The organism is Vibrio salilacus (assembly GCF_002811245.1).
Taxonomy (GTDB): domain Bacteria; phylum Pseudomonadota; class Gammaproteobacteria; order Enterobacterales; family Vibrionaceae; genus Vibrio; species Vibrio salilacus.
In genome coordinates this window covers 1-20,797 of the sequence record NZ_NIVQ01000003.1, presented here as the reverse complement: position 1 = coordinate 20,797, position 20,797 = coordinate 1, and the positions used below count along the sequence as shown (strand labels likewise).

15 protein-coding genes are annotated in these 20,797 nt (G+C 45.7%); 7 read left to right on the top strand and 8 right to left on the bottom strand.

Annotated features, from left to right (window positions below; translation table 11 throughout):
* Positions 1-9: 9 nt before the first annotated feature.
* Positions 10-777 (top strand): potassium channel family protein, encoded by a 768-nt coding sequence (locus tag CDZ87_RS02710; RefSeq protein ID WP_100752064.1) that lies wholly within the window; start codon positions 10-12, stop codon positions 775-777.
* A gap of 33 nt (positions 778-810) precedes the next feature.
* Here the strand turns inward: CDZ87_RS02710 and CDZ87_RS02705 are convergent, their stop codons facing one another.
* Positions 811-2,328 (bottom strand): CYTH and CHAD domain-containing protein, encoded by a 1,518-nt coding sequence (locus tag CDZ87_RS02705; RefSeq protein WP_100752063.1) that lies wholly within the window; start codon positions 2,326-2,328, stop codon positions 811-813.
* Between the two features lie 206 nt (positions 2,329-2,534).
* On the opposite strand from CDZ87_RS02705, the gene CDZ87_RS02700 reads away from it, so the two are divergent.
* From CDZ87_RS02700 to CDZ87_RS02690, 3 genes are all read left to right on the top strand, one after another.
* Entirely contained in the window at positions 2,535-3,215 is a 681-nt protein-coding gene (locus CDZ87_RS02700; protein WP_172953548.1) for a TIGR00153 family protein, read from the top strand.
* A gap of 134 nt (positions 3,216-3,349) precedes the next feature.
* Positions 3,350-4,609: an inorganic phosphate transporter gene (locus CDZ87_RS02695; RefSeq protein ID WP_100752061.1), complete on the top strand. Its 1,260-nt coding sequence runs from the start codon at positions 3,350-3,352 to the stop codon at positions 4,607-4,609.
* Between the two features lie 173 nt (positions 4,610-4,782).
* A complete protein-coding gene (locus CDZ87_RS02690) occupies positions 4,783-5,394 on the top strand; it encodes a TIGR04211 family SH3 domain-containing protein (protein WP_100752060.1) in 612 nt (203 codons plus the stop codon).
* Between the two features lie 57 nt (positions 5,395-5,451).
* Here the strand turns inward: CDZ87_RS02690 and CDZ87_RS02685 are convergent, their stop codons facing one another.
* Entirely contained in the window at positions 5,452-6,213 is a 762-nt protein-coding gene (locus tag CDZ87_RS02685; RefSeq protein WP_100752059.1) for a general secretion pathway protein GspB, read from the bottom strand.
* Positions 6,206-7,816 (bottom strand): ExeA family protein, encoded by a 1,611-nt coding sequence (locus CDZ87_RS02680; RefSeq protein ID WP_100752058.1) that lies wholly within the window; start codon positions 7,814-7,816, stop codon positions 6,206-6,208. The genes CDZ87_RS02685 and CDZ87_RS02680 overlap by 8 nt, the downstream gene beginning before the upstream one ends.
* Before the next feature lie 88 nt (positions 7,817-7,904).
* Between CDZ87_RS02680 and CDZ87_RS02675 the strand changes: the two genes are divergently transcribed.
* Positions 7,905-9,122, top strand: a complete 1,218-nt coding sequence (locus tag CDZ87_RS02675; RefSeq protein ID WP_100752057.1) for a multifunctional CCA addition/repair protein — start codon at positions 7,905-7,907, stop codon at positions 9,120-9,122.
* A 286-nt stretch (positions 9,123-9,408) separates the two neighbouring features.
* Here CDZ87_RS02675 and eno read toward each other — a convergent pair whose 3' ends face one another.
* The 5 genes from eno to rlmD form a co-directional block, all read right to left on the bottom strand.
* A complete protein-coding gene (gene eno / locus CDZ87_RS02670) occupies positions 9,409-10,710 on the bottom strand; it encodes a phosphopyruvate hydratase (protein ID WP_038174234.1) in 1,302 nt (433 codons plus the stop codon).
* 77 nt (positions 10,711-10,787) lie between these two features.
* Complete coding sequence (locus tag CDZ87_RS02665; protein ID WP_038174235.1) at positions 10,788-12,428, bottom strand: CTP synthase; 1,641 nt, start codon at positions 12,426-12,428, stop codon at positions 10,788-10,790.
* A gap of 213 nt (positions 12,429-12,641) precedes the next feature.
* Positions 12,642-13,439, bottom strand: coding sequence for a nucleoside triphosphate pyrophosphohydrolase (gene mazG, locus CDZ87_RS02660; protein ID WP_100752056.1), 798 nt, complete (start codon positions 13,437-13,439; stop codon positions 12,642-12,644).
* 202 nt (positions 13,440-13,641) lie between these two features.
* Positions 13,642-15,861: a GTP diphosphokinase gene (gene relA, locus CDZ87_RS02655; protein WP_100752055.1), complete on the bottom strand. Its 2,220-nt coding sequence runs from the start codon at positions 15,859-15,861 to the stop codon at positions 13,642-13,644.
* Between the two features lie 73 nt (positions 15,862-15,934).
* On the bottom strand, positions 15,935-17,254 hold the full coding sequence (rlmD, locus tag CDZ87_RS02650; protein WP_100752054.1) for a 23S rRNA (uracil(1939)-C(5))-methyltransferase RlmD: 1,320 nt from the start codon (positions 17,252-17,254) through the stop codon (positions 15,935-15,937).
* Positions 17,255-17,431: 177 nt separating this feature from the next.
* On the opposite strand from rlmD, the gene barA reads away from it, so the two are divergent.
* Positions 17,432-20,221, top strand: coding sequence for a two-component sensor histidine kinase BarA (gene barA / locus CDZ87_RS02645; protein ID WP_100752053.1), 2,790 nt, complete (start codon positions 17,432-17,434; stop codon positions 20,219-20,221).
* A 168-nt stretch (positions 20,222-20,389) separates the two neighbouring features.
* Positions 20,390-20,758: a cation:proton antiporter domain-containing protein gene (locus CDZ87_RS02640; protein WP_245834635.1), complete on the top strand. Its 369-nt coding sequence runs from the start codon at positions 20,390-20,392 to the stop codon at positions 20,756-20,758.
* Positions 20,759-20,797: the final 39 nt, after the last annotated feature.

Below are 20,797 nucleotides of genomic sequence, written 5' to 3'. Positions count from 1 at the left end.
GAGCTTCGTATGAATATTGATATTACCAAAAACGACATAAAACCGATGAGCTTGTTGTCACTGATCTTGTCATTTATGGCGCTATTTGTGATCTCGGGCTTGTTGTTTTTCCCATTGCGCCTAGAAACTCGACAGGTATTTATCGGCTTAGATTTCGTTATCTGTAGTATATTCCTGTTACAACTCTGTATAGATTTGATCCGCTCTACAGATCGTGTGAAATATATGCAACGCCACTGGATAGACTTTGTGGCCAGTATGCCAATGATCGAACCGCTTCGCTTATTTTCAATTTTACGAGTGATCTTAGTGATCCGTTCGAGTCGCTACGCGCTCAAAGAATCATTGGAAAACAAACGTGAAACCACGCTTGCTTCTATCTTGTTACTGTTGGTTATTTTGATGACTGTTGGTTCAAGTACCATGTTGTTTTTAGAGGGGGGATCTCCCGCTGCTAATATTCATAATGGTGGCGATGCCATGTGGTGGGCTTTGGTGACGATATCAACTGTTGGATATGGCGATCATTATCCGGTCACTGATGCTGGACGCATCGTGGCAGCAGCGTTGATCATTTGTGGCGTGGGTTTGTTTGGTATGATTTCTGGCTTGATCTCGTCGCTGATTACCTCACCGTCTAAAGGTCAAGACCACCGTTCAAAGAATAAAGAGAGGCTATTGATCGAGTTGGTAGAAAAACAGAGTGAAATTCTCAAGCGGCTCGATAAAATCGAACGAGCATCTCACACTACGCAGCAACAAAAACGAGAGCCGTAAAGCTCTCGTTTCATTCACTGTAATAACAGCCAATTAATCGCGCCAATACGGTTCAGCCTCTATACAGATAACTCGCGTTTGTTCCATTGCATGTAAAATAGATCCTTGCTGGCGTATCAACCAACGCTGTAGTTGCTCACGATCTTCACCTTCGAGCTTATCAACCAGTTGTTCTAGGGGCTTTAATTTAAGCAAGTCGTCAGTGCCGTGCAGTAAGTCACTCCACGGTAAACGGAAGCTATTACGATCCTCACTGTTATATAAGCATGCAAAACTCACTCCGGTATAAAGGTTACGCATCAAGCGATACTGTAGATCGATATAGTCGTCGTCAGTTAAGCTCTTCTCTGGTGGAAAAGCTTGCATTAATTCAGTCCAAGTACGCTCAAGTTGCTCCACCGAAAAATGCTCAATGTTAAGTGCCATCTTTTCACGAGCTTTATCGTCGAGAAACGGCTGCCATCCACGAGTCAGAATCCAGCGACTTAAATCAAGCAGCAAGCCCGTGTAGCGGGCACCATTAATTAACTCTAACATTTGCTCACGAGATGGAAGTTGCTCTTGAACTAACTTAAGTTCTGCGATCAAAAACTTACGCGCATCCAATTTGCGCAATGCATGGCCTTTATCGCCAAGTAAATCTTCTAGGTAGTCGTAATCTCGCAGCCATTCAAGCTCTTGCTCTAACCATTTCAGCTCTTGGCGTAAGATAGCACTCGCGCGGCGCGGAACCACACCACCATAAACGGTTAAAATCTGGCGGACAAAACTGATCGCATTTTTTATTTCATGTAACGCTTCTATCGAGTCGCGCTCTGCATAAATCTGTTCGTGGTAGTGCCAATGTGAGAGCGCATGCTCAAGTGAGTTAATCAAGCAAGATTCTACCGTGTCGTGCTTATTCGTTGGCACCAGCGCCAAAGGTTTTACCTCATCACCAGGGTATTCCACCGCTAAACGATACCCTTTCGCAGCCTTGCTGAGGTTACCTAGACGCATACCACCATGCTCACAGAAATTACGAGCTAAAGTAAACAGTGCATCGGTTTGACCCGATTTCAGCTCAAGTTCTACTTCACAAATAGGGGTTTCTCTGCCACTCGCTTCGACTTGGCCTTGATCAAAGGCAACTTCGACTTGGCTACCATCAGCCATACCGATCAGCCATTGCTCACGAGTAAAGTTGGTAGCAAAAAGCGCGGTAAGTTGCGATTGAAGTGTCGCAACATCCTTATCCTCTGGCCAGATATCACTAGGGTGTAAGGTCAAATCCGGTTGATTCCGATCGTGTTCAGCGTTGTATTCTGGCCGTTGGTGCAACCCTGCCACCACACGCCCGGCAGTTTTGACTGTCTGGACATACACATCATCAAAACGACGAATGCGCAAGCCAATATCGTGTTGACGTAACCAGTTGTCAGGGGTGTCAAAATAGATGTTACCCAGCGTTCGACAGCTGTGTTGAAGCACTTTGGTTTCAGAGATCTTATTGCGCAAAGTTTCTGAAAATTCAGGAGAAACAAAAAACTTCAGTTCTATCTCGGTTTCCATAACGTTACCTTTCAAAGCAGATAGAGACAGGATATTGCCAATTTTCTTACTCGGCAAGAAAGAAATATCACCTTAATGATGATCTAAAACAGTTTTAATGAATGATTGAATGGGTTAACATGCGCGCCTTTATAGCCATCGTTCAACATTTCGCCATGAAATGGTGCATGTTAGTTTTTAGGTTATATTAATTGGGTTGAATGACCATGCCAGTAAATACAATTATGGGGTTATTTGCAAAGTCCCCTATTAAACCTTTGCAGCGCCACGTTGTGTGCGTAAATGAATGCTGCTCACATCTCATCAACTTTTTTGAAGTTAGTTCAAAAGGTGATTGGGAGAAAGCCTCTGAAATTCGTGCTCAAATTTCTCATCTAGAGAAAGAAGCCGACGTACTTAAGCGCGAAATTCGTCTCAAACTTCCTCGTGGTTTGTTTATGCCAGTAGATCGTAGTGATATGCTAGAACTACTCACACAGCAAGATAAACTCGCCAACCTAGCAAAAGATATTGCTGGCCGTGTTTATGGCCGTCAATTGATGATCCCTACACCTCTTCAAGAAAACTTCATTGCGTATGTGAAGCGCTGCCTTGATGCTGCAAACCAAGCGCAAAAAGTGATCAATGAGCTTGATGAGTTATTGGAAACTGGATTTAAAGGTCGCGAAGTCACACTCGTGGCTGAAATGATCCACCAACTGGATGCGATTGAGGACGACACGGATGTCATGCAGATTGAACTTCGTCAACAGCTAATGTCGATTGAAGCCGATCTGAACCCGATTGATGTGATGTTCCTTTACAAAATTCTAGAGTGGGTGGGCGGTATTGCTGATCAGGCGCAACGTGTTGGTGCGCGCCTTGAAGTAATGTTGTCACGCTCATAACGATAAGTTAACCAAATAACGAAGAGCATCTAAAATAAAGCCACACCCCTCATAAGCGCTAAATACTGACGCGCTGAAGGGGTTTTTTCGTGCTAAATTTTTGCTCCGCTTGTTATCAACAACTAGGTAATACGATGGATATCCTTGCGAACTACGGCACTGTCCTGATTTTAATTGCAGCCGCTTTCGGTTTTCTGATGGCTATTGGTATTGGTGCAAATGATGTCGCCAATGCGATGGGGACATCGGTAGGTTCTAAAGCGCTAACCGTAAAACAAGCGATCATCATTGCAATGATCTTTGAATTTGCAGGGGCATACCTTGCAGGTGGTGAAGTCACCGACACTATTCGTAAAGGTGTTATTGAAACGTCCCTATTTGCTCACCAACCAGACGTATTAGTCTACGGTATGATGTCCGCGCTGCTTGCTGCGGGTACTTGGCTACTGCTTGCGTCTTATATGGGTTGGCCAGTATCCACGACTCATTCTATTATCGGCGCTATTATTGGTTTTGCCTCTGTGTCAGTCGGTACTGAAGCGGTTAATTGGAATAGTGTTCAAGGTATTGTTGGTAGCTGGATTATTACACCAGTCATCTCCGGCTTCTTTGCTTACGTTATCTTTGTCAGTGCGCAGCGACTGATCTTTGACACAGAGAATCCTCTGTTTAATGCCAAACGTTTTGTACCTGTGTACATGTTCATCACGACCATGGTGATCGCACTGGTTACAATTAAAAAAGGGCTTAAGCACGTTGGACTACACCTTAGTAATGGTGAAGCCTGGATGTGGGCAGCGATTGTTTCTGGCATCGTCATGGCCGGCGGTTACTTCTACATTCAGAAGAAATTTGCCAGTCGTGAAGATGAGCATGGCTTTGCTGGCGTTGAAGGCATCTTTAGCGTGCTAATGGTTATCACTGCTTGTGCAATGGCCTTCGCTCACGGCTCTAATGACGTAGCTAACGCGATTGGCCCCTTGTCAGCGGTCGTATCTACTGTTGAGCATATGGGAGAAATCACCGGTAAAACTAGTATTGCTTGGTGGATTCTTCCATTGGGTGGTCTTGGTATTGTGGTTGGTTTGGCTACGCTAGGTCATAAGGTCATGGCAACCGTTGGTACTGGTATCACTGAATTGACGCCAAGCCGTGGTTTTGCCGCGCAACTTGCGACGGCATGTACCGTGGTACTTGCGTCCGGTACTGGCCTGCCAATTTCAACCACTCAAACGCTTGTGGGTGCCGTTTTAGGTGTTGGTTTTGCTCGTGGTATTGCCGCATTAAACCTAGGTGTTGTTCGTAACATTGTAGCGTCTTGGATTGTGACGCTGCCAGCGGGTGCACTACTTGCCGTGGTCTTTTTCTATGCGATTCAAGCGGCGTTCACTTAATTAATCCGTCAGTGATGTGTTAACTCACTGTCATTATTGACTCAAACCCGCAGAAAGGGAGGCTCAGCCTCCCTTCTTTGTTGCAGTCGGTTCAGAAACTACTTACTATTTGACGTTAGTAACAAATAGACAATGGCGATTAAGCCTGCAAAAAGACTGTTAAAGGATTTACCGTGAAAAAACTGGTTTGCTTGGTTTTAGTATCAATGCTTGCTGTTCCTGCTGCATTTGCTCAAAACCGTTACATCTCTGATAAACTCTTCACTTATATGCACTCTGGCCCGAGCAACCAATTCCGTATTATTGGCAGTGTAGATGCTGGCGATAAAGTGAAGCTGTTGTCGATCAATAAAGACACTGGCTATACCCAAGTTCAAGATGAAAAAGGTCGCACAGGCTGGGTAGAAAGTCGTTTTGTCACTAATCAAGAAAGCATGGCGTTGCGCCTGCCACGTCTTGAAAAAGAACTCGCGGACGTCAAAGGAAAGTTGGCGAATGCACGTTCAAATGCCGATCAAGAAAAAGCTGGACTGGTCGACTCTTTAGAAACTCGTACCCGTCAAATAAACGATCTTGAACAGGGCTACAGTGAAATGAGTCAACAACTTTCGGCGTCACAAGAAGAAGTGCGTAAACTGCGTGCAAAACTTGATACGCAAAAAGATGACTTACTGCTGAAGTACTTCATGTACGGTGGTGGCGTTGCAGGAATAGGCCTACTCCTAGGTTTGATTCTTCCGCATATCACGCCTCGCAGAAAACGCTCTCCATCAGGTTGGTCGTAAGCAAATAAACATTGATAAAAAGGTCACTCTCCAGTGACCTTTTTATTTATCTAACGCTTAACCTGGCCAATCATAGAGTGCCGGAACCTCTATCATTTCATTGTTGAAACGAATCAACGTCGCTTGCTGATCTATCGCCACGAGTTGAACCCTATCGCTGATCCAATCACCTTGGTTATATTCAATGCCATTAACTTTAACCCAACGCTTACTGACATTATTTGAATAGACATGAGTTTGGAAGTTCATCGCGGGCAGTTTTCCATACCAACGCTCGGCTTGCTGGGCAAGATTAGAGGCAGCTGGTAAGTTTGACGGACTTGGTGAACGTACAGACGGGTTGAGCACCGACTCAAAACGCCGTGCTAGCTCAGGTGACAGCTCAGATAAATCGAGTCCGTTAAGCAATGGATCTTGATTTGGCGAGACTTCACCAATGACACTCTCTTTCTGGCTCGACACATCACTCTTGTTGCTGATGCTAGTATCGACAACAGAAACAGTGCCCGCTTGAGGCTCGCGATAAGTCGCCTTGAGCGGTTCAAAGCTTGGGGCCATCTGGCTATGATAGTCAAACGGTACATCAAGCACTAAGGTTTTAACCACATTACTTTCAAGCCATTGTTGCTTGGTCAGTTGATAGTCTTGCCACACCACAACCGCGCTGAGCATGATTGGCGGCAATAATGACAAGGCAAGGTATTTTGCAATTGAGTGCGAACCCGGTTTAACACTGGTTTGTAAATAATGCCATTGATTAGATTGGGTCGCTTGATGAAGGCGGTCCGACTCTTTGAGCGCTTGCATGACTTTAGACATTACTTTCCTCCTGCACCACGAGCTTAGGTGCTTGCTGCTGAGAAAGGCGCTCAAGTAATTGCAACGTCTCTTTACCCGCAATACCATCGACACTTAAATTTTGCCAGCGCTGGAATAACTCTACTTTGTGCTGCAAATTAATATCAAATTGATCATTGGCCGATTCGGGCTCTCCTAACACTTGTGATAGATGCTTATCTAAACGCACTATCGGTTCGCCAGACATACCAAGTTTAAGCGTCTGAAACCAGTAACTTTGCCAGATTTGATGATAATTGCCTTGCCATATAGTGTCTAACCACTGTTGTTCAAAGGTCATCAGTTGGTCATTGACCATCAGGGTCACTAAGTTATTTTCAACCTGATAAAGCACCGCATAATAGCTTTGCTTATCGATAGTCAGATTGAGTAGCACGGGCACATTGCGCTCGATTAATTGTGCCAGCGATGCGTGCCCTCGCTGACAACGAAACAGGCTCTGTGTGTTGTCGAGACACAGTTGATCAAGCACTGAAGCCCGATAGCCCCATACCTTATACAACGCTGCAAGACCTTGCTCTTGATTCACCCCTTGCATCAGCAACGTTTTCACAGGCTCAGCAAAGACGGTACGCTGTTGTGTTGTCGACTCAACTTGTGGGTGGTGCAGTTTAAGATAGGCTTGTATCCACGCATGGCTAAATGATGGCATAAAGGCGTATGCTGCTACAGAAAGCGTCACCGCCACTGTTAACGTGGCGACAGCGCTACTCAGACCAGATTTTGCTTGTGGGTTAAACGGAGCAACCGAGCCAGTTTGAAAGCCCATCACCTCGTCCGTGGCGCGCTGAACCGTAGCCAGTGATGGTTTTGGTTCACCAAGGCTGTATGCCTGCTTCAAGCAAGCGTCACACACTAGGTTAATCAGTCGTGGTATACCTTGCGTTTGACGCGCAATATACTTAATTGCGGCTGATGAAAATAGCTCGGCCGAACCACCAGCAAGGGTTAAACGAAACTTAATATAATCACGTGTTTCGTCTCGATTGAGCGGTAATAAATGATAGCGTCCGGTGATCCGCTGGGCCAACTGCCTTAACTGCGGCATTTGCAGTTTTTGCTGCAGCTCCGGCTGGCCAATCAACAGAACTTTGAGGAGCTTTTGCCTATCCGTTTCAAGGTTAGTCAATAGACGCAATTGTTCCAACACATCGGCAGATAAGTGTTGCGCCTCGTCAATCACCAACAACGTCTGAATGCCTTGGCTATGATTACTCAGTAAAAAGTGATGCAGCGTCTGATTAAGTTGTTTGAGTGACGCGCCTTGAGGGTAATCAAGACCAAACTCATCACAGATGGCTTCAAGCAGTTCGATACTGGAAAAAGTCGGGTTCAGAATCAAGCCTGCCTGAGTGTTGTCTGCTAGAGTATTGAGTATTGACTTAGCAATCGTCGTTTTCCCTGTCCCGACCTCACCAGTAAGCATGGCAAAACCGCCGCCTTCACCCAAACCGGCTTGAATTTGCACTATCGCTTCTTGATGACGCCGACTTTGATAAAGGAAACGAGAGTTTGGCACAATCGAAAAAGGCAGCTCAGTGAGCGCAAAATGTTGTAGATACATACTTCTCGTCTCTGGGAATTTACTGCTAAGGAAAGTACCATTGCTGACACAAATAGCCAATGGCCAGATAAGTAAAAGGGAGAGCTAGGTGCAAAGATACCTTGTTGGCGGTGCAGTTCGCGATCAACTGCTAAATATAGCTGTCTATGATAAAGATTGGGTGGTAGTCGGTTCGACCCCACAAGATCTACTCGATCAAGGTTATACTGCGGTGGGTAAAGACTTCCCGGTATTTCTACACCCGCAAACCAAGCAAGAGCATGCATTAGCTCGCACTGAACGCAAAACAGGCAGTGGTTATACGGGTTTTAAGTGCTACTTTGCTGCCGATGTAACCTTAGAAGAGGATTTGCTCAGGCGTGATTTGACCATTAATGCCATGGCTCAAGATCCTAACGGCGACATTGTCGATCCCTTCAATGGCCAACAAGATCTTAAAGATCGGGTGCTGCGCCATGTTTCTAATGCCTTTACCGAAGATCCTTTGCGAGTGCTGCGTGTCGCACGCTTTGCTGCCAAACTGCACCACTTAGGTTTTACTATTGCACCAGAAACCTTGGCCTTGATGCGTCAAATTAGCCAATCCGGTGAGCTGAAACACCTCACACCTGAGCGAGTCTGGCAAGAGTGGCACAAATCATTATCAACCGCTGATCCGCAGGTTTTCTTGTCAGTATTGCGCGATTGTGATGCGTTGCAGATGGTGCTGCCCGAACTTAATGCTCTGTTTGGTGTTCCTCAACCAGAGCAATGGCACCCAGAAATAGACACCGGGATCCATACTCTGTTGGTCGCAAAACAGGCGGCATTATTGAGTGAGTCTCTTCCGGTACGCTTTGCCGCTCAAGTGCATGACTTAGGTAAAGGGATTACGCCCAAAAGCGAATGGCCAAGTCACAAAATGCATTGTCATACTGGCTTAAAACTTATCAAAACGTTATGTGAACGAATTCGGGTGCCTAACGAATATCGAGATTTAGCCCTTATGGTCTGTGAGCAACACTCAAATATACATCGCGCGGCAGAGCTGCGTCCTGAAACCAAACTCAAAGTGCTTAATAAGTTTGATGTGTGGCGCAAGCCAGATCGCTTGAATAATATATTGCTTTGTTGCATGGCCGACAGTCGTGGACGTACGGGTTTTGAAGATGTCGACTACCTGCAAAAAGAAATAGTCGAAAGTGCCTATCAGGCCGCACTGTCGGTTAATGTCCAAGACATCGTTAAAGAGGGGTTTAAGGGTGCAGAGATTCGAGTGGAGATGGAAAAGCGCAGAGTGGAAGCGATTAGGGGAGTTCTAAAGTAAACCATAAACATAAAAAACCCCCGCCGAAGCGAGGGTTTCAATAAGCTATTTAGCTAAACTTATTCAATTAAGAATTAAGCTTGGCCTTTAACTTCTTTAAGACCGTGGAAAGGAGCGCGCTCACCTAGAGCTTCCTCGATACGGATAAGTTGGTTGCTTTCTTTTAGGTATAGCAGCAACACGGTCAGAACGGCTCATCGTTCTAAAGTAAGACCATACAAATAAAAAACCCCCGCCGAAGCGAGGGTTTCAATAAGCTATTTAGCTAAACTGATTCAATTAAGAATTAAGCTTGGCCTTTAACTTCTTTAAGACCGTGGAAAGGAGCGCGCTCACCTAGAGCTTCCTCGATACGGATAAGTTGGTTGTACTTAGCAACACGGTCAGAACGGCTCATAGAACCCGTTTTGATTTGGCCTGCAGCAGTACCAACCGCTAGATCAGCGATAGTTGCATCTTCAGTTTCACCAGAACGGTGAGAGATAACTGCAGTGTAGCCAGCGTCTTTAGCCATCTTGATTGCAGCTAGAGTCTCAGTTAGTGAACCGATTTGGTTGAACTTGATAAGGATAGAGTTAGCTACGCCTTTCTCGATGCCTTGAGCAAGGATCTTAGTGTTAGTAACGAATAGATCGTCACCCACTAGTTGAAGCTTGTCGCCCATAAGTTCAGTTTGGTGCTTGAAGCCATCCCAATCTGACTCGTCAAGACCGTCTTCGATAGATACGATTGGGTATTGGTTCGCAAGGTCTTGTAGGTAGAAGTTAAACTCTTCAGAAGTGAAGATTTTGCCTTCGCCTTTCATGTTGTAGTTGCCAGCTTCTTTGTCGTAAAACTCAGATGCTGCACAGTCCATCGCTAGAGTAACGTCCTTACCTAGTACGTAACCAGCTGCTTCGACCGCTTCTTTGATTGCTGCTAGAGCAGCCGCGTTAGATTCTAGGTTAGGAGCGAAACCACCTTCATCACCAACAGCTGTGCTTAGGCCTTTAGCTTTAAGAACTTTAGCTAGGTTGTGGAATACTTCAGCACCGATACGTAGCGCTTCTTTAAGAGTCTTAGCACCAACTGGTTGGATCATGAACTCTTGGATGTCAACGTTGTTATCAGCGTGCTCACCACCGTTGATGATGTTCATCATTGGTAGAGGCATAGAGAACTGACCAGCAGTACCGTTTAGCTCAGCGATGTGCTCGTATAAAGGCATGCCTTTAGCAGCAGCTGCTGCTTTAGCGTTTGCTAGAGAAACCGCTAGGATTGCGTTAGCGCCGAACTTAGATTTGTTTTCAGTACCGTCTAGGTCAATCATTACTGCGTCGATTGCAGCTTGATCTTTCGCGTCTTTACCCACTAGAGCTTCTGCGATAGCGCCATTTACTGCTTCAACAGCTTTAAGAACACCTTTACCTAGGAAACGAGCTTTGTCGCCGTCACGTAGCTCAAGAGCTTCACGTGAACCAGTTGATGCGCCAGATGGAGCAGCAGCCATACCTACGAAACCGCCTTCTAGGTGTACTTCAGCTTCTACTGTTGGGTTACCACGTGAATCAATAATTTCACGACCTAGAACTTTAACGATCTTAGACATTGAATGTTTCCTTCTCGTTGAATATATAATGTCAAAATTAAAGGCAGCAGCACAACAAACGCTACTGTCTGTATTCCTTACTTCTCTAATTCGCCGCGTTGGTAATCACCAGCCGCTTTAACGAAACCTGCAAATAGCGGGTGGCCATCGCGAGGTGTTGAGGTGAACTCTGGGTGGAATTGAGCTGCTACAAACCAAGGGTGAGCTGGATTCTCAATCACTTCTACCAATTTCTTGTCTGCAGAAAGGCCTGATACTTTTAAGCCTGCTTTTTCAATCTGTGGACGAAGATTATTGTTCACTTCATAACGGTGGCGATGACGCTCATGGATTGTCGCGCTACCGTAAAGCTCACGTGCTTTGGTGCCTTTTTCAAGGTGACATAGCTGTGAACCAAGACGCATAGTACCACCCAAGTCTGACTTCTCAGTACGTTCTTCAACGTTACCTGTCTCGTCAACCCATTCAGTGATTAGACCAACCACTGGGTACTTAGTTTCTTTATTAAATTCTGTTGAGTGTGCACCTTCCATACCCGCAACATTACGTGCGTATTCGATCAGTGCCACTTGCATACCTAGACAGATACCTAAGTAAGGGACTTTGTTTTCACGTGCATATTGTGCCGCTAGGATCTTGCCTTCTACCCCACGGTCACCAAAACCACCAGGAACAAGAATCGCATCTAAACCGTCAAGCAGTTCTACGCCTTTGCTTTCTAGATCTTGCGAGTCCACATACTTAATCTTCACACTTAAACGGTTTTTCAGACCTGCGTGTTTCAGTGCTTCGTTAACCGATTTGTAGGCATCTGGCAGCTCAATGTACTTACCAACCATACCAATCGTCACTTCAGCCGTTGGATTGGCTTCTTCATAGATAACCTGTTCCCATTCAGACAGGTTCGCTTCTGGAGCCGTAATACCAAAACGGGTACAAACGAGATCATCAAGCCCTTGAGACTTAATCAACTGTGGGATCTTGTAGATTGAATCTACGTCCTTCATTGAGATAACCGCTTTTTCTGGAACATTACAGAATAGAGCGATTTTCTTACGTTCGTTAGCCGGGATCACACGGTCACTACGACACACTAGGATGTCAGGCTGAATACCGATAGAAAGCAGTTCTTTTACTGAGTGCTGAGTAGGCTTAGTTTTTACTTCGCCTGCTGCGGCTAGATAAGGGACAAGAGTCAGGTGCATAAACATCGCACGCTCACGGCCAAGTTCTACCGCAAGTTGGCGAATCGCTTCCATAAATGGCAGTGATTCAATATCACCAACGGTGCCACCCACTTCGACGATAGCAACGTCATGACCTTCTGAACCTGCGATAACACGATCTTTGATTGCGTTAGTGATATGAGGAATTACCTGAATGGTAGCGCCTAGATAATCACCACGACGCTCTTTACGAAGAACGTCAGCGTAAACACGACCAGCAGTGAAGTTGTTGCGCTTAGTCATCTTGGTGCGGATGAAACGCTCATAGTGACCTAGGTCAAGATCAGTTTCAGCGCCATCTTCCGTAACGAACACTTCACCATGTTGAGTTGGGCTCATTGTGCCTGGATCAACGTTGATGTAAGGGTCAAGCTTCATCATAGTCACTTTAAGACCACGAGCTTCTAAAATAGCCGCAAGAGATGCTGCTGCAATACCTTTACCTAGAGAGGATACAACCCCGCCAGTAACAAAAATGTAATTTGTCGTCATGTTTAACCTGAAATTGGTTGAATGAGGGAAAATGGATTTCTTCTGGACGGGATATAAATATACCAGAAGGCCCTATCCGCCACAACGTGAAATCTATCACACTGCAATTTTTTATTTTTTGCTTCAAATCAAACTGCGCGTAGAGAAAACGGACATCGAGATATTGTTCTGAGTCACATTAGACTCAGATGCCGCTTTAGCTAATTACGCTATTCACTTTAGCTCATCTCGCTTCACTTGCTGCCAATACTGTTCCAATTGCTCCAATGTACAATCGTTTAATTGTCGTCCGGATTGGTCGACTTTATGCTCAATTTCACCAAACCGTCGGGTAAATTTAAGATTAGCTTTAGCCAACGCAACTTCTGGGTTTTTCCCCAAATGACGGGCTAAATTGACCGTAGCAAAGAGCAAGTCCCCGACCTCAAGTTCGACTTTTTCTTCATCAGGCGTCACTTGCAATGCTTCGTCCAACACCTCTTCAATCTCTTCTTGAACCTTAGCCGCAACAGGGCCAATCGTTGGCCAATCAAAACCATATTTAGCGACTTTCTTTTGTATTTTTGTCGCACGTGAAAGCGCCGGTAAAGAGACTGGTATAGAGTCTAGAATACTTTGCTGCGTTTTGCCTGCTTGTGCTTTTTCTTTGGCTTTTTCCGCTTCCCAGTTAGCATTGATTTGCTCGTCGTTTTCAAACTCAACATCAGAAAAAACATGCGGATGACGACGAGTAAGTTTTTCATTCACCGCCTCAACAACCTGCGAAAAGTCAAACAAGTCTTGCTCTTTAGCTAACTGGCTGTAGAAGATCACTTGAAACAACAAATCACCGAGTTCTTCTTTTAAGTTGGGCCAATCTCGATTTTGAATGGCATCCACCACCTCGTAGGTCTCTTCGATGGTGTGCGGGACGATAGTATCGAAGCTCTGCTTTAAATCCCACGGACAACCGCTTTGTGGGTCACGCAACTTCGCCATAATTTGTTCTAATTGTTCAATTGGATGACTCATTTTCTGTTCCTTTAAACCTTTCTACTAAAGAAAAAGGTGAGCAGCCAAAACCACTCACCTTTTTATACGTTGATCAATTCTCTAAATAATTGAAGCTGTAGCTAGGCGGCAAGCGAGCGAGACTCCTGAGCATAGCTCGTCTATGTGATGGAGCGAGTGAGCGCAGGCAACAACGCTATCAGCTTCAAGTATGACGAGAATTTTAGCCGAGGCGTTTCACTCTCATTACATCTTTAATCTGCTCGACACGCTTAGACACTCGTGAGAACACTTCCAAATTAGTGACTTCCAATCCAAAGTCCATGATGGCCAACTGTCGACGATAATCGACTCGGTTCTTCATGCTGGTCACTTTGATCTTTTCATTGGCAAACAGCGTGGTGATATCTTTAAGTAGACCACTGCGCTCCATCGCTTCAATTCGCACCGTTAAGATGTATGATCCGACAAAACCACTGCCCCATACTGTATCAATGATACGCTCTGGCGCATGATGGCGCAGTTCCTCTAGCTGTTCACAATCACTACGGTGAACAGAGATACCTCGACCTTGAGTGATGTAACCTGAAATCTCGTCGCCAGGAATCGGCTGACAGCAACGAGCAAGATGGGTCATTAAGTTATCGACCCCTTCAACCACGACCGCATCTTTCTTAGGACGACTGTGCGTAGACGCTTTATTGCCAGCTTCTTGCAGTTTCTCAAGCGCTTGTTTATCTTCTTCTTCCGCGGTTGGCTTATTCACTAAAGCATTAATGTGGTTAATGATTTGGTTAATACGCAAATCACCACTGCCGATGCCAACATACAACTCGTCGGCACTATTGACGTTAAAGCGCTTCAAAGCATATTGCTGAGCATCTTTAAAGGTTGCGCCAATTTTGCTCAATTCCGCTTCTAAGATCTCGCGCCCTGCTTCGAGGTTTTTCTCACGCGATTGCTTACGGAACCATGCATTGATCTTGGCGCGTGCGCGACCGGAGGTAACAAAGCCCATTGACGGGTTCAACCAGTCTCGCGAAGGATTCGGCTCTTTGGCGGTAATGATCTCAACTTGATCGCCCATTTGCAGCTTGTGGGTGAACGGGACAATGCGCCCTGCTACCTTAGCTCCAATACAGCGATGGCCTACTTCAGAGTGGATATGGTATGCAAAGTCGAGTGGCGTTGCGCCCATCGGTAAATCGACCACATCGCCGCGCGGCGTAAAGGCATAAACACGATCATCAAACACTTGGCTGCGAAGTTCATCAAGCATCTCACCCGAATCGGACATCTCTTCTTGCCAATCAAGCAGTTTACGCAACCAGGTAATTTTTTCGTCGTAGCCACTGCGACTCGCGCCACCTTCTTTGTATTTCCAGTGCGCAGCAACACCCAGTTCAGAATCTTCGTGCATGTCTTTAGTACGGATCTGAATCTCGATGGTTTTGCCTTCTGGCCCTAAGATCACAGTGTGAATCGATTGATAACCGTTGGGTTTAGGGTTGGCAACGTAATCATCAAATTCACTCGGCAAGTGCCTATATTTGGTATGCACCATGCCCAGTGCGGCGTAGCAGTCTTGCAGTTGTTCTGCAATGATACGCACCGCGCGCACGTCGAATAGCTCATCAAAATCTAAGCCCTTCTTCTGCATTTTGCGCCAAATACTGTAGATGTGTTTAGGACGACCGCTGACCTCGGCTTTGATACCTGCCGCTTTCATCTCGGCGGTTAAATCATCAACGAAGTTTTTAATGTATTGCTCACGCACAATACGGCGCTCTGAAAGCTGCTTAGCGATTTGTTTGTAGGTCTCAGGCTGTTGGTAACGAAATGCGTAATCTTCAATTTCCCACTTAAGCTGACCAATGCCCAAACGGTTAGCAAGCGGCGCATAAATATTGGCACACTCTTTTGCCGCGGCTCGGCGTACTTCGTCAGGCGCTTTTTTAACTTCAATCAGATTGCAAATACGCTCGGCGAGCTTAATCACCACGCAACGAAAATCATCGACCATCGCCAGCAACATGCGGCGCACGTTGTCGACTTGGGAGGAAGCCGCGCTCCCTTCAAGGGTGATATTCAACTGGCCAAGTGCAGCCATCTCTTCGACACCATCAATCAGCTTAATGGTCTCTTTGCCGAAGTCCTCTTCAAACTGTTCGCGCTCATACGCACCGCTTGCCACCAGCGGAAATAGCATCGCTGCCACTAACGTTGCTTTGTCCATTGACAGAGTGATAAGAATTTCGATCATTTCTCGGCCGCGCCAAAGCAGCAGTGGACCTTGCTCGTTACCTTCTAAAATCGCTTCACCGCGTAAATAGACTTCTTTCAAACGCTTTGCTACGCCCGACTCTTGCCCTAAGCTCGCAATCCACTTGTCTAGCTCAAACTGTTCGTCTTGATTTAAATGTGCGCTTCTTACCGCAACCATTCTTTTAGTCCCATTATATTTTTGTGTTCGAACTGCCGCATGATGAGACTCTCAACCGCCGCCAAAGTTCGTTTTAATCCTTTACAAAGAGTGCCATCGACTCGAGATGACTGGTATGCGGAAACATATCGAGCATACCTAATTTCTGTAACTTGTAGCCCTGACTGAGTAAGCTGAGTGAATCCCTTGCTAGGGTAGCAGGATTGCAAGAAACATACACAATTCTGCTCGCACCGAGTGTTGAAATTTGTTCGATGACCCCACTGGCTCCTGCTCGAGCTGGATCGAGCAGTATTTTATCAAATTTTTCTGCCGCCCAGGGCTGACCAGCGATCCCTTGTTCTAAATTCGCCTGGTAGAACTGCGTATTATCAATCGCGTTCATCGCCGCATTCTCTTTTGCTTTGGCGACCATCGTATCTACCCCTTCAACCCCAACAACATGGGTCGCTTTCTGGGCGATCGGTAAACTGAAATTACCCAAGCCACAGAACAGATCCAGAACTCGGTCTTGAGCGGTTAGCGCGAGCCAATTCAATGCTTGCTTAACCATCGCTTGGTTAACGCTTTGGTTAACTTGAATGAAATTATTCGGCTCAAACGGTATCTTCACTCCTGCCTCTAAGTAATACGCGCGCGCTCCAGCAATATGCTCAAGCTTTTCACTGTCGGGCATTAAATAGAGCGTCGCCTGATGCTGGTTGGCAAACTGCTGCAACGATTGCTGATCTTGCTTGGCTAATGGTTTGAGGTGACGCAAGACGATCACACGCGTGTTATCGCCTTTGACTAGCTCAAGGTGACCCAAATGTTCTTGGTTAGAGAAGGTCTGCAGCAGTTGATACAAAGGTTCAACCAAACTATCGAGTTCGCGCTCAAGCACCGGACAATGGGTAACGTTGACAATCTCATTACTGTGTTTTTTACGAAAACCAAACTCAAGAGCGCGCGTTTTTTTATTCAACTTAAGACTTATTCGAGTCCGGCGACGGTAACCTTGTTCTGAACCCAAGATCGGCGGTTCTAGGTCCATACTTTGCCTAGCAAACTTACTCATCAACTGGTTCAAGGTTTGTTGTTTGTATTGTTGTTGTGATTCAATGCTAAGGTGTTGCATATTACAACCGCCGCACTCTTGATAATAAGCACAGACTGGTGAGACGCGCTGTTCACTGGCTTTTTGTACTTTGATCAGATTGGCGCGAGCAAACTTACTTTTACTTTCACTCAACTGACCCAACACTTGCTCGCCTGGCAGCGCCCCTTCTATAAAAATCGGTTTTTTATTTTGGTAGGCGATTCCTGCACCATGATGGTCAAGCTTTTCAACCATAAATGACTGATGCTTGGTATTGAGTTGATTTTTTTTCTTTGGTTGGAAAAAACGCGCCATGGTGATTGCCTGTATTTGGTGGTCTAGTAGCCAGTTGCTCGAAAAGATGCTTGCGTGCTAGCTTTTGTATTTGAATCATTGTCTGAGCCGACCGAGTTGATTATGCTTAACCATTCGGCAGTCTCAGCTTTTATTGCGACTATTTTCCCATATCCACACCACGATGTTTAGACAATAATGACCAGATATGGCTTGCGCGCTCGCGTTATTACTCTCACTTTGGCTCCAACCCTGATTATTGGTTTACTTTTGAGTGCCTTTTTCTCGTTCAATCGCTACCACGACCTTGAGACTCAGGTGGTCAATTCAGGCCTGAATATCATTGAACCTTTGGCTATCGCCAGTGAAGATGGGTTAAAAAACAACAGTCGCGAATCTGTACGTCGCATCATTAGCTATGCACATCGTAAGAACTCTAAGTTTGTTCGCAGTATTGCCGTGTTTGATTACAACCACGAACTGTTCGTGACCTCAAACTTTCACCCTAACTTTGAGCTGCTGACTTTCCCGCGTAATGAACCGATTCCTATGTTGGTCAGCTCAAAACTGAAAGGTAACACTCTAATTCTTCGCGCTCCTGTGATTGCCGAGTCGGGTTTGGTTGCAACAATAAAAGGCAAAATTGCCAATCCTGCAGTGGGTTATGTCGCGATTGAACTCGATTTATCCTCATTGCGTTTACAGCAATACCAAGAAATTTTTTCCGCTTGTTTAGTGCTTTTGATCGGCCTTGGCTTATCTGCTGTATTTGCCTATCGCCTGATGCATGATGTCACGCGGCCGATTTCACATATGAAAAACATGGTCGACCGAATTCGTCGTGGTCACCTTGATGTCCGTATCGAAGGCAAAATGCATGGTGAGCTCGACTCCCTCAAAAATGGCATCAACTCGATGGCGGTCTCTTTGTCGGAATATCATGTCGAGATGCAGCACAGTATCGATCAGGCCACTTCAGATTTACGTGAAACCTTAGAGCAGTTAGAGATTCAAAACGTTGAGCTCGATATCGCTAAAAAACGCGCTCAAGAGGCAGCTCGAGTAAAATCTGAGTTCCTTGCCAATATGTCACACGAATTGCGCACCCCACTCAATGGCGTGATTGGTTTTACTCGTCAGTTGCTTAAAACCACGCTGACCAATAGCCAAACTGATTATCTGCAGACGATAGAGAAATCCGCCAATAACTTACTCAACATCATTAATGACATTCTGGATTTTTCTAAGCTTGAAGCAGGGAAACTGGCGCTAGAAAATATTCCTTTTGATTTCCAAACTTCATTGGAAGAAGTGGTCAATCTACAGGCCACCAGTGCTCATGAAAAAGGCCTTGAGCTGACGCTAAAGATCGACCCTAAAATTCCACCTGGCTTGGTCGGAGATCCACTTCGAATCCAGCAAGTTTTAACCAATCTGGTCGGCAACTCAATTAAATTTACCGAGCGCGGTAACATCGATATTAGCGTTGAACTGCGTTCACAACGAGACGATTCGGTTGAACTGCAGTTCATGGTGCGAGACACCGGCATTGGTATCTCTGAGCGCCAACAATCACAACTGTTCCAAGCCTTTAGTCAAGCCGATGCGAGCATTTCTCGTCGCTATGGCGGAACCGGATTAGGCCTAGTAATTACTCAGAAATTGGTTAGTCAAATGGGCGGTGAAATCAGCCTTACCAGTCGCCTGCATCAAGGGTCAACCTTCTGGTTTACTTTACGCTTAATTACCACCGACATGCCAGTGAGCGAACTGCTTGAAACAGAAGTACTTCGCCGACGTACTTTGCTGCTGGTCGAGCCGAACATGCAAGCCGCCTCGGTAATCCAGCAGACATTGGTTCAAGAAGGGTTAATGGTCACCTACCGCTCATCGCTTCCTGAAAAGACCGAGCACTATGACTATGTGTTGCTAAACTTAGCCCCCAATCGAGAAAATGACCAGACTAGTGTAGAAGCCTGGATTGAACAGGCACTTCGCTGCGCACCGCATGTGGTTGTAGGCACGCCAAGTACCACGCTTGCCCTGTCGGATCATCTGATGCAGAAATACCCGATCCACTGTATTACTAAACCTCTCTCGCGCATTAAGTTGTTGCAAACTCTGGCCGCCAATCAAGAGAGTATGCCACTGCTTGAATCAACTCCGGAATACAACGAGACGCTACCGCTGATCGTGATGGCGGTCGATGATAATCCAGCCAACCTCAAGCTTATCTGTGCGCTTTTGCAAGAGCGCGTGGAACGAGTTATCACTTGTACCAACGGCATGGATGCAGTCAACCAAGCTGAGAAACAACACTTTGATATCATTTTAATGGATATCCAAATGCCGCATATGGATGGAGTGACCGCTTGTCACGCCATCAAACAAACCAAGCTCAATGCGACTACCCCAGTGATTGCCGTAACTGCTCATGCGATGAGTGGCGAGCGCGATCGCTTATTAGCGGCGGGCATGGACGATTATCTAACGAAACCGATTGAAGAGCATGTTTTGCAGCAAGTTCTGATGCATTGGAGCCCGCATACCAAACAAGAGGAACTGGAAAAACTGGATATATCGAGCCATACGCTTGATGAGACGGTATTAGAACTGAATGACAATGCACAACACATGCACAACACCATGATTATTGATTGGCAAGCTGCATTAAAGCAATCGGCAAATAAACAAGATCTGGCACGGGATATGCTGCAAATGCTGATCGACTCGATCCCAGAAGTTAATACGATCGTCGAGAGTGCATTAAAAGATGATCAGGTTAATCTCGACCAGCTCATTCACCACGTGCATAAACTGCATGGCAGCAGTTCCTATTGCGGCGTACCTCGTTTGAAAAACATTTGCGCCACGATTGAAAAAGCTTTGCGCTCGGGAGCAACAATAGAAGAGGTCGAACCCGAGTTATTTGAATTACAAGATGAAATGGAAAAGGTAGTTGCCAGTGCCAAGCCGTATTTAGCTTAACCAATGCTCAAATACTAACAAGAATGTCATGGCTTACTCTTTTCTCATTGCAAACAATATGCAAGATCACACGCAACATTTGCTAACCATTGTATACTTGATTAAGTGGTATCTTCAGCGTATTTATCACTAACCACAGTGTGTTAAAAATTATTGCAAGGAGTACGCATGACTGAATTGATTGAGCAATCCATTTTCATCGAAATCTCATTACTGCTTCTTGTTGCAACCTTACTCGGGTTCTTTGGTATTTTGCTAAAGCAGCCATTAATTGTCAGTTTTATTGGTGTAGGCCTACTTGTTGGCCCATCCGGCCTTGACCTAGTCCATTCACAAGAACAAATTGACCTACTCTCTGAGCTAGGGATTGCCGTATTACTCTTCCTTGTTGGTATAAAACTCGATATAAAGCTGATTCGTTCTCTTGGTGGTGTCTCTGTTTTAACTGGCTTAGGCCAAGTTGCCTTTACCTCTATTGTTGGGTACGGTCTAGGCTTGCTATTAGGTCTTGATCATATGACTGTAGTGGTACAGTAAATTTGGCCACCTAAATAGAGGTGTTAAAATACATCTCAG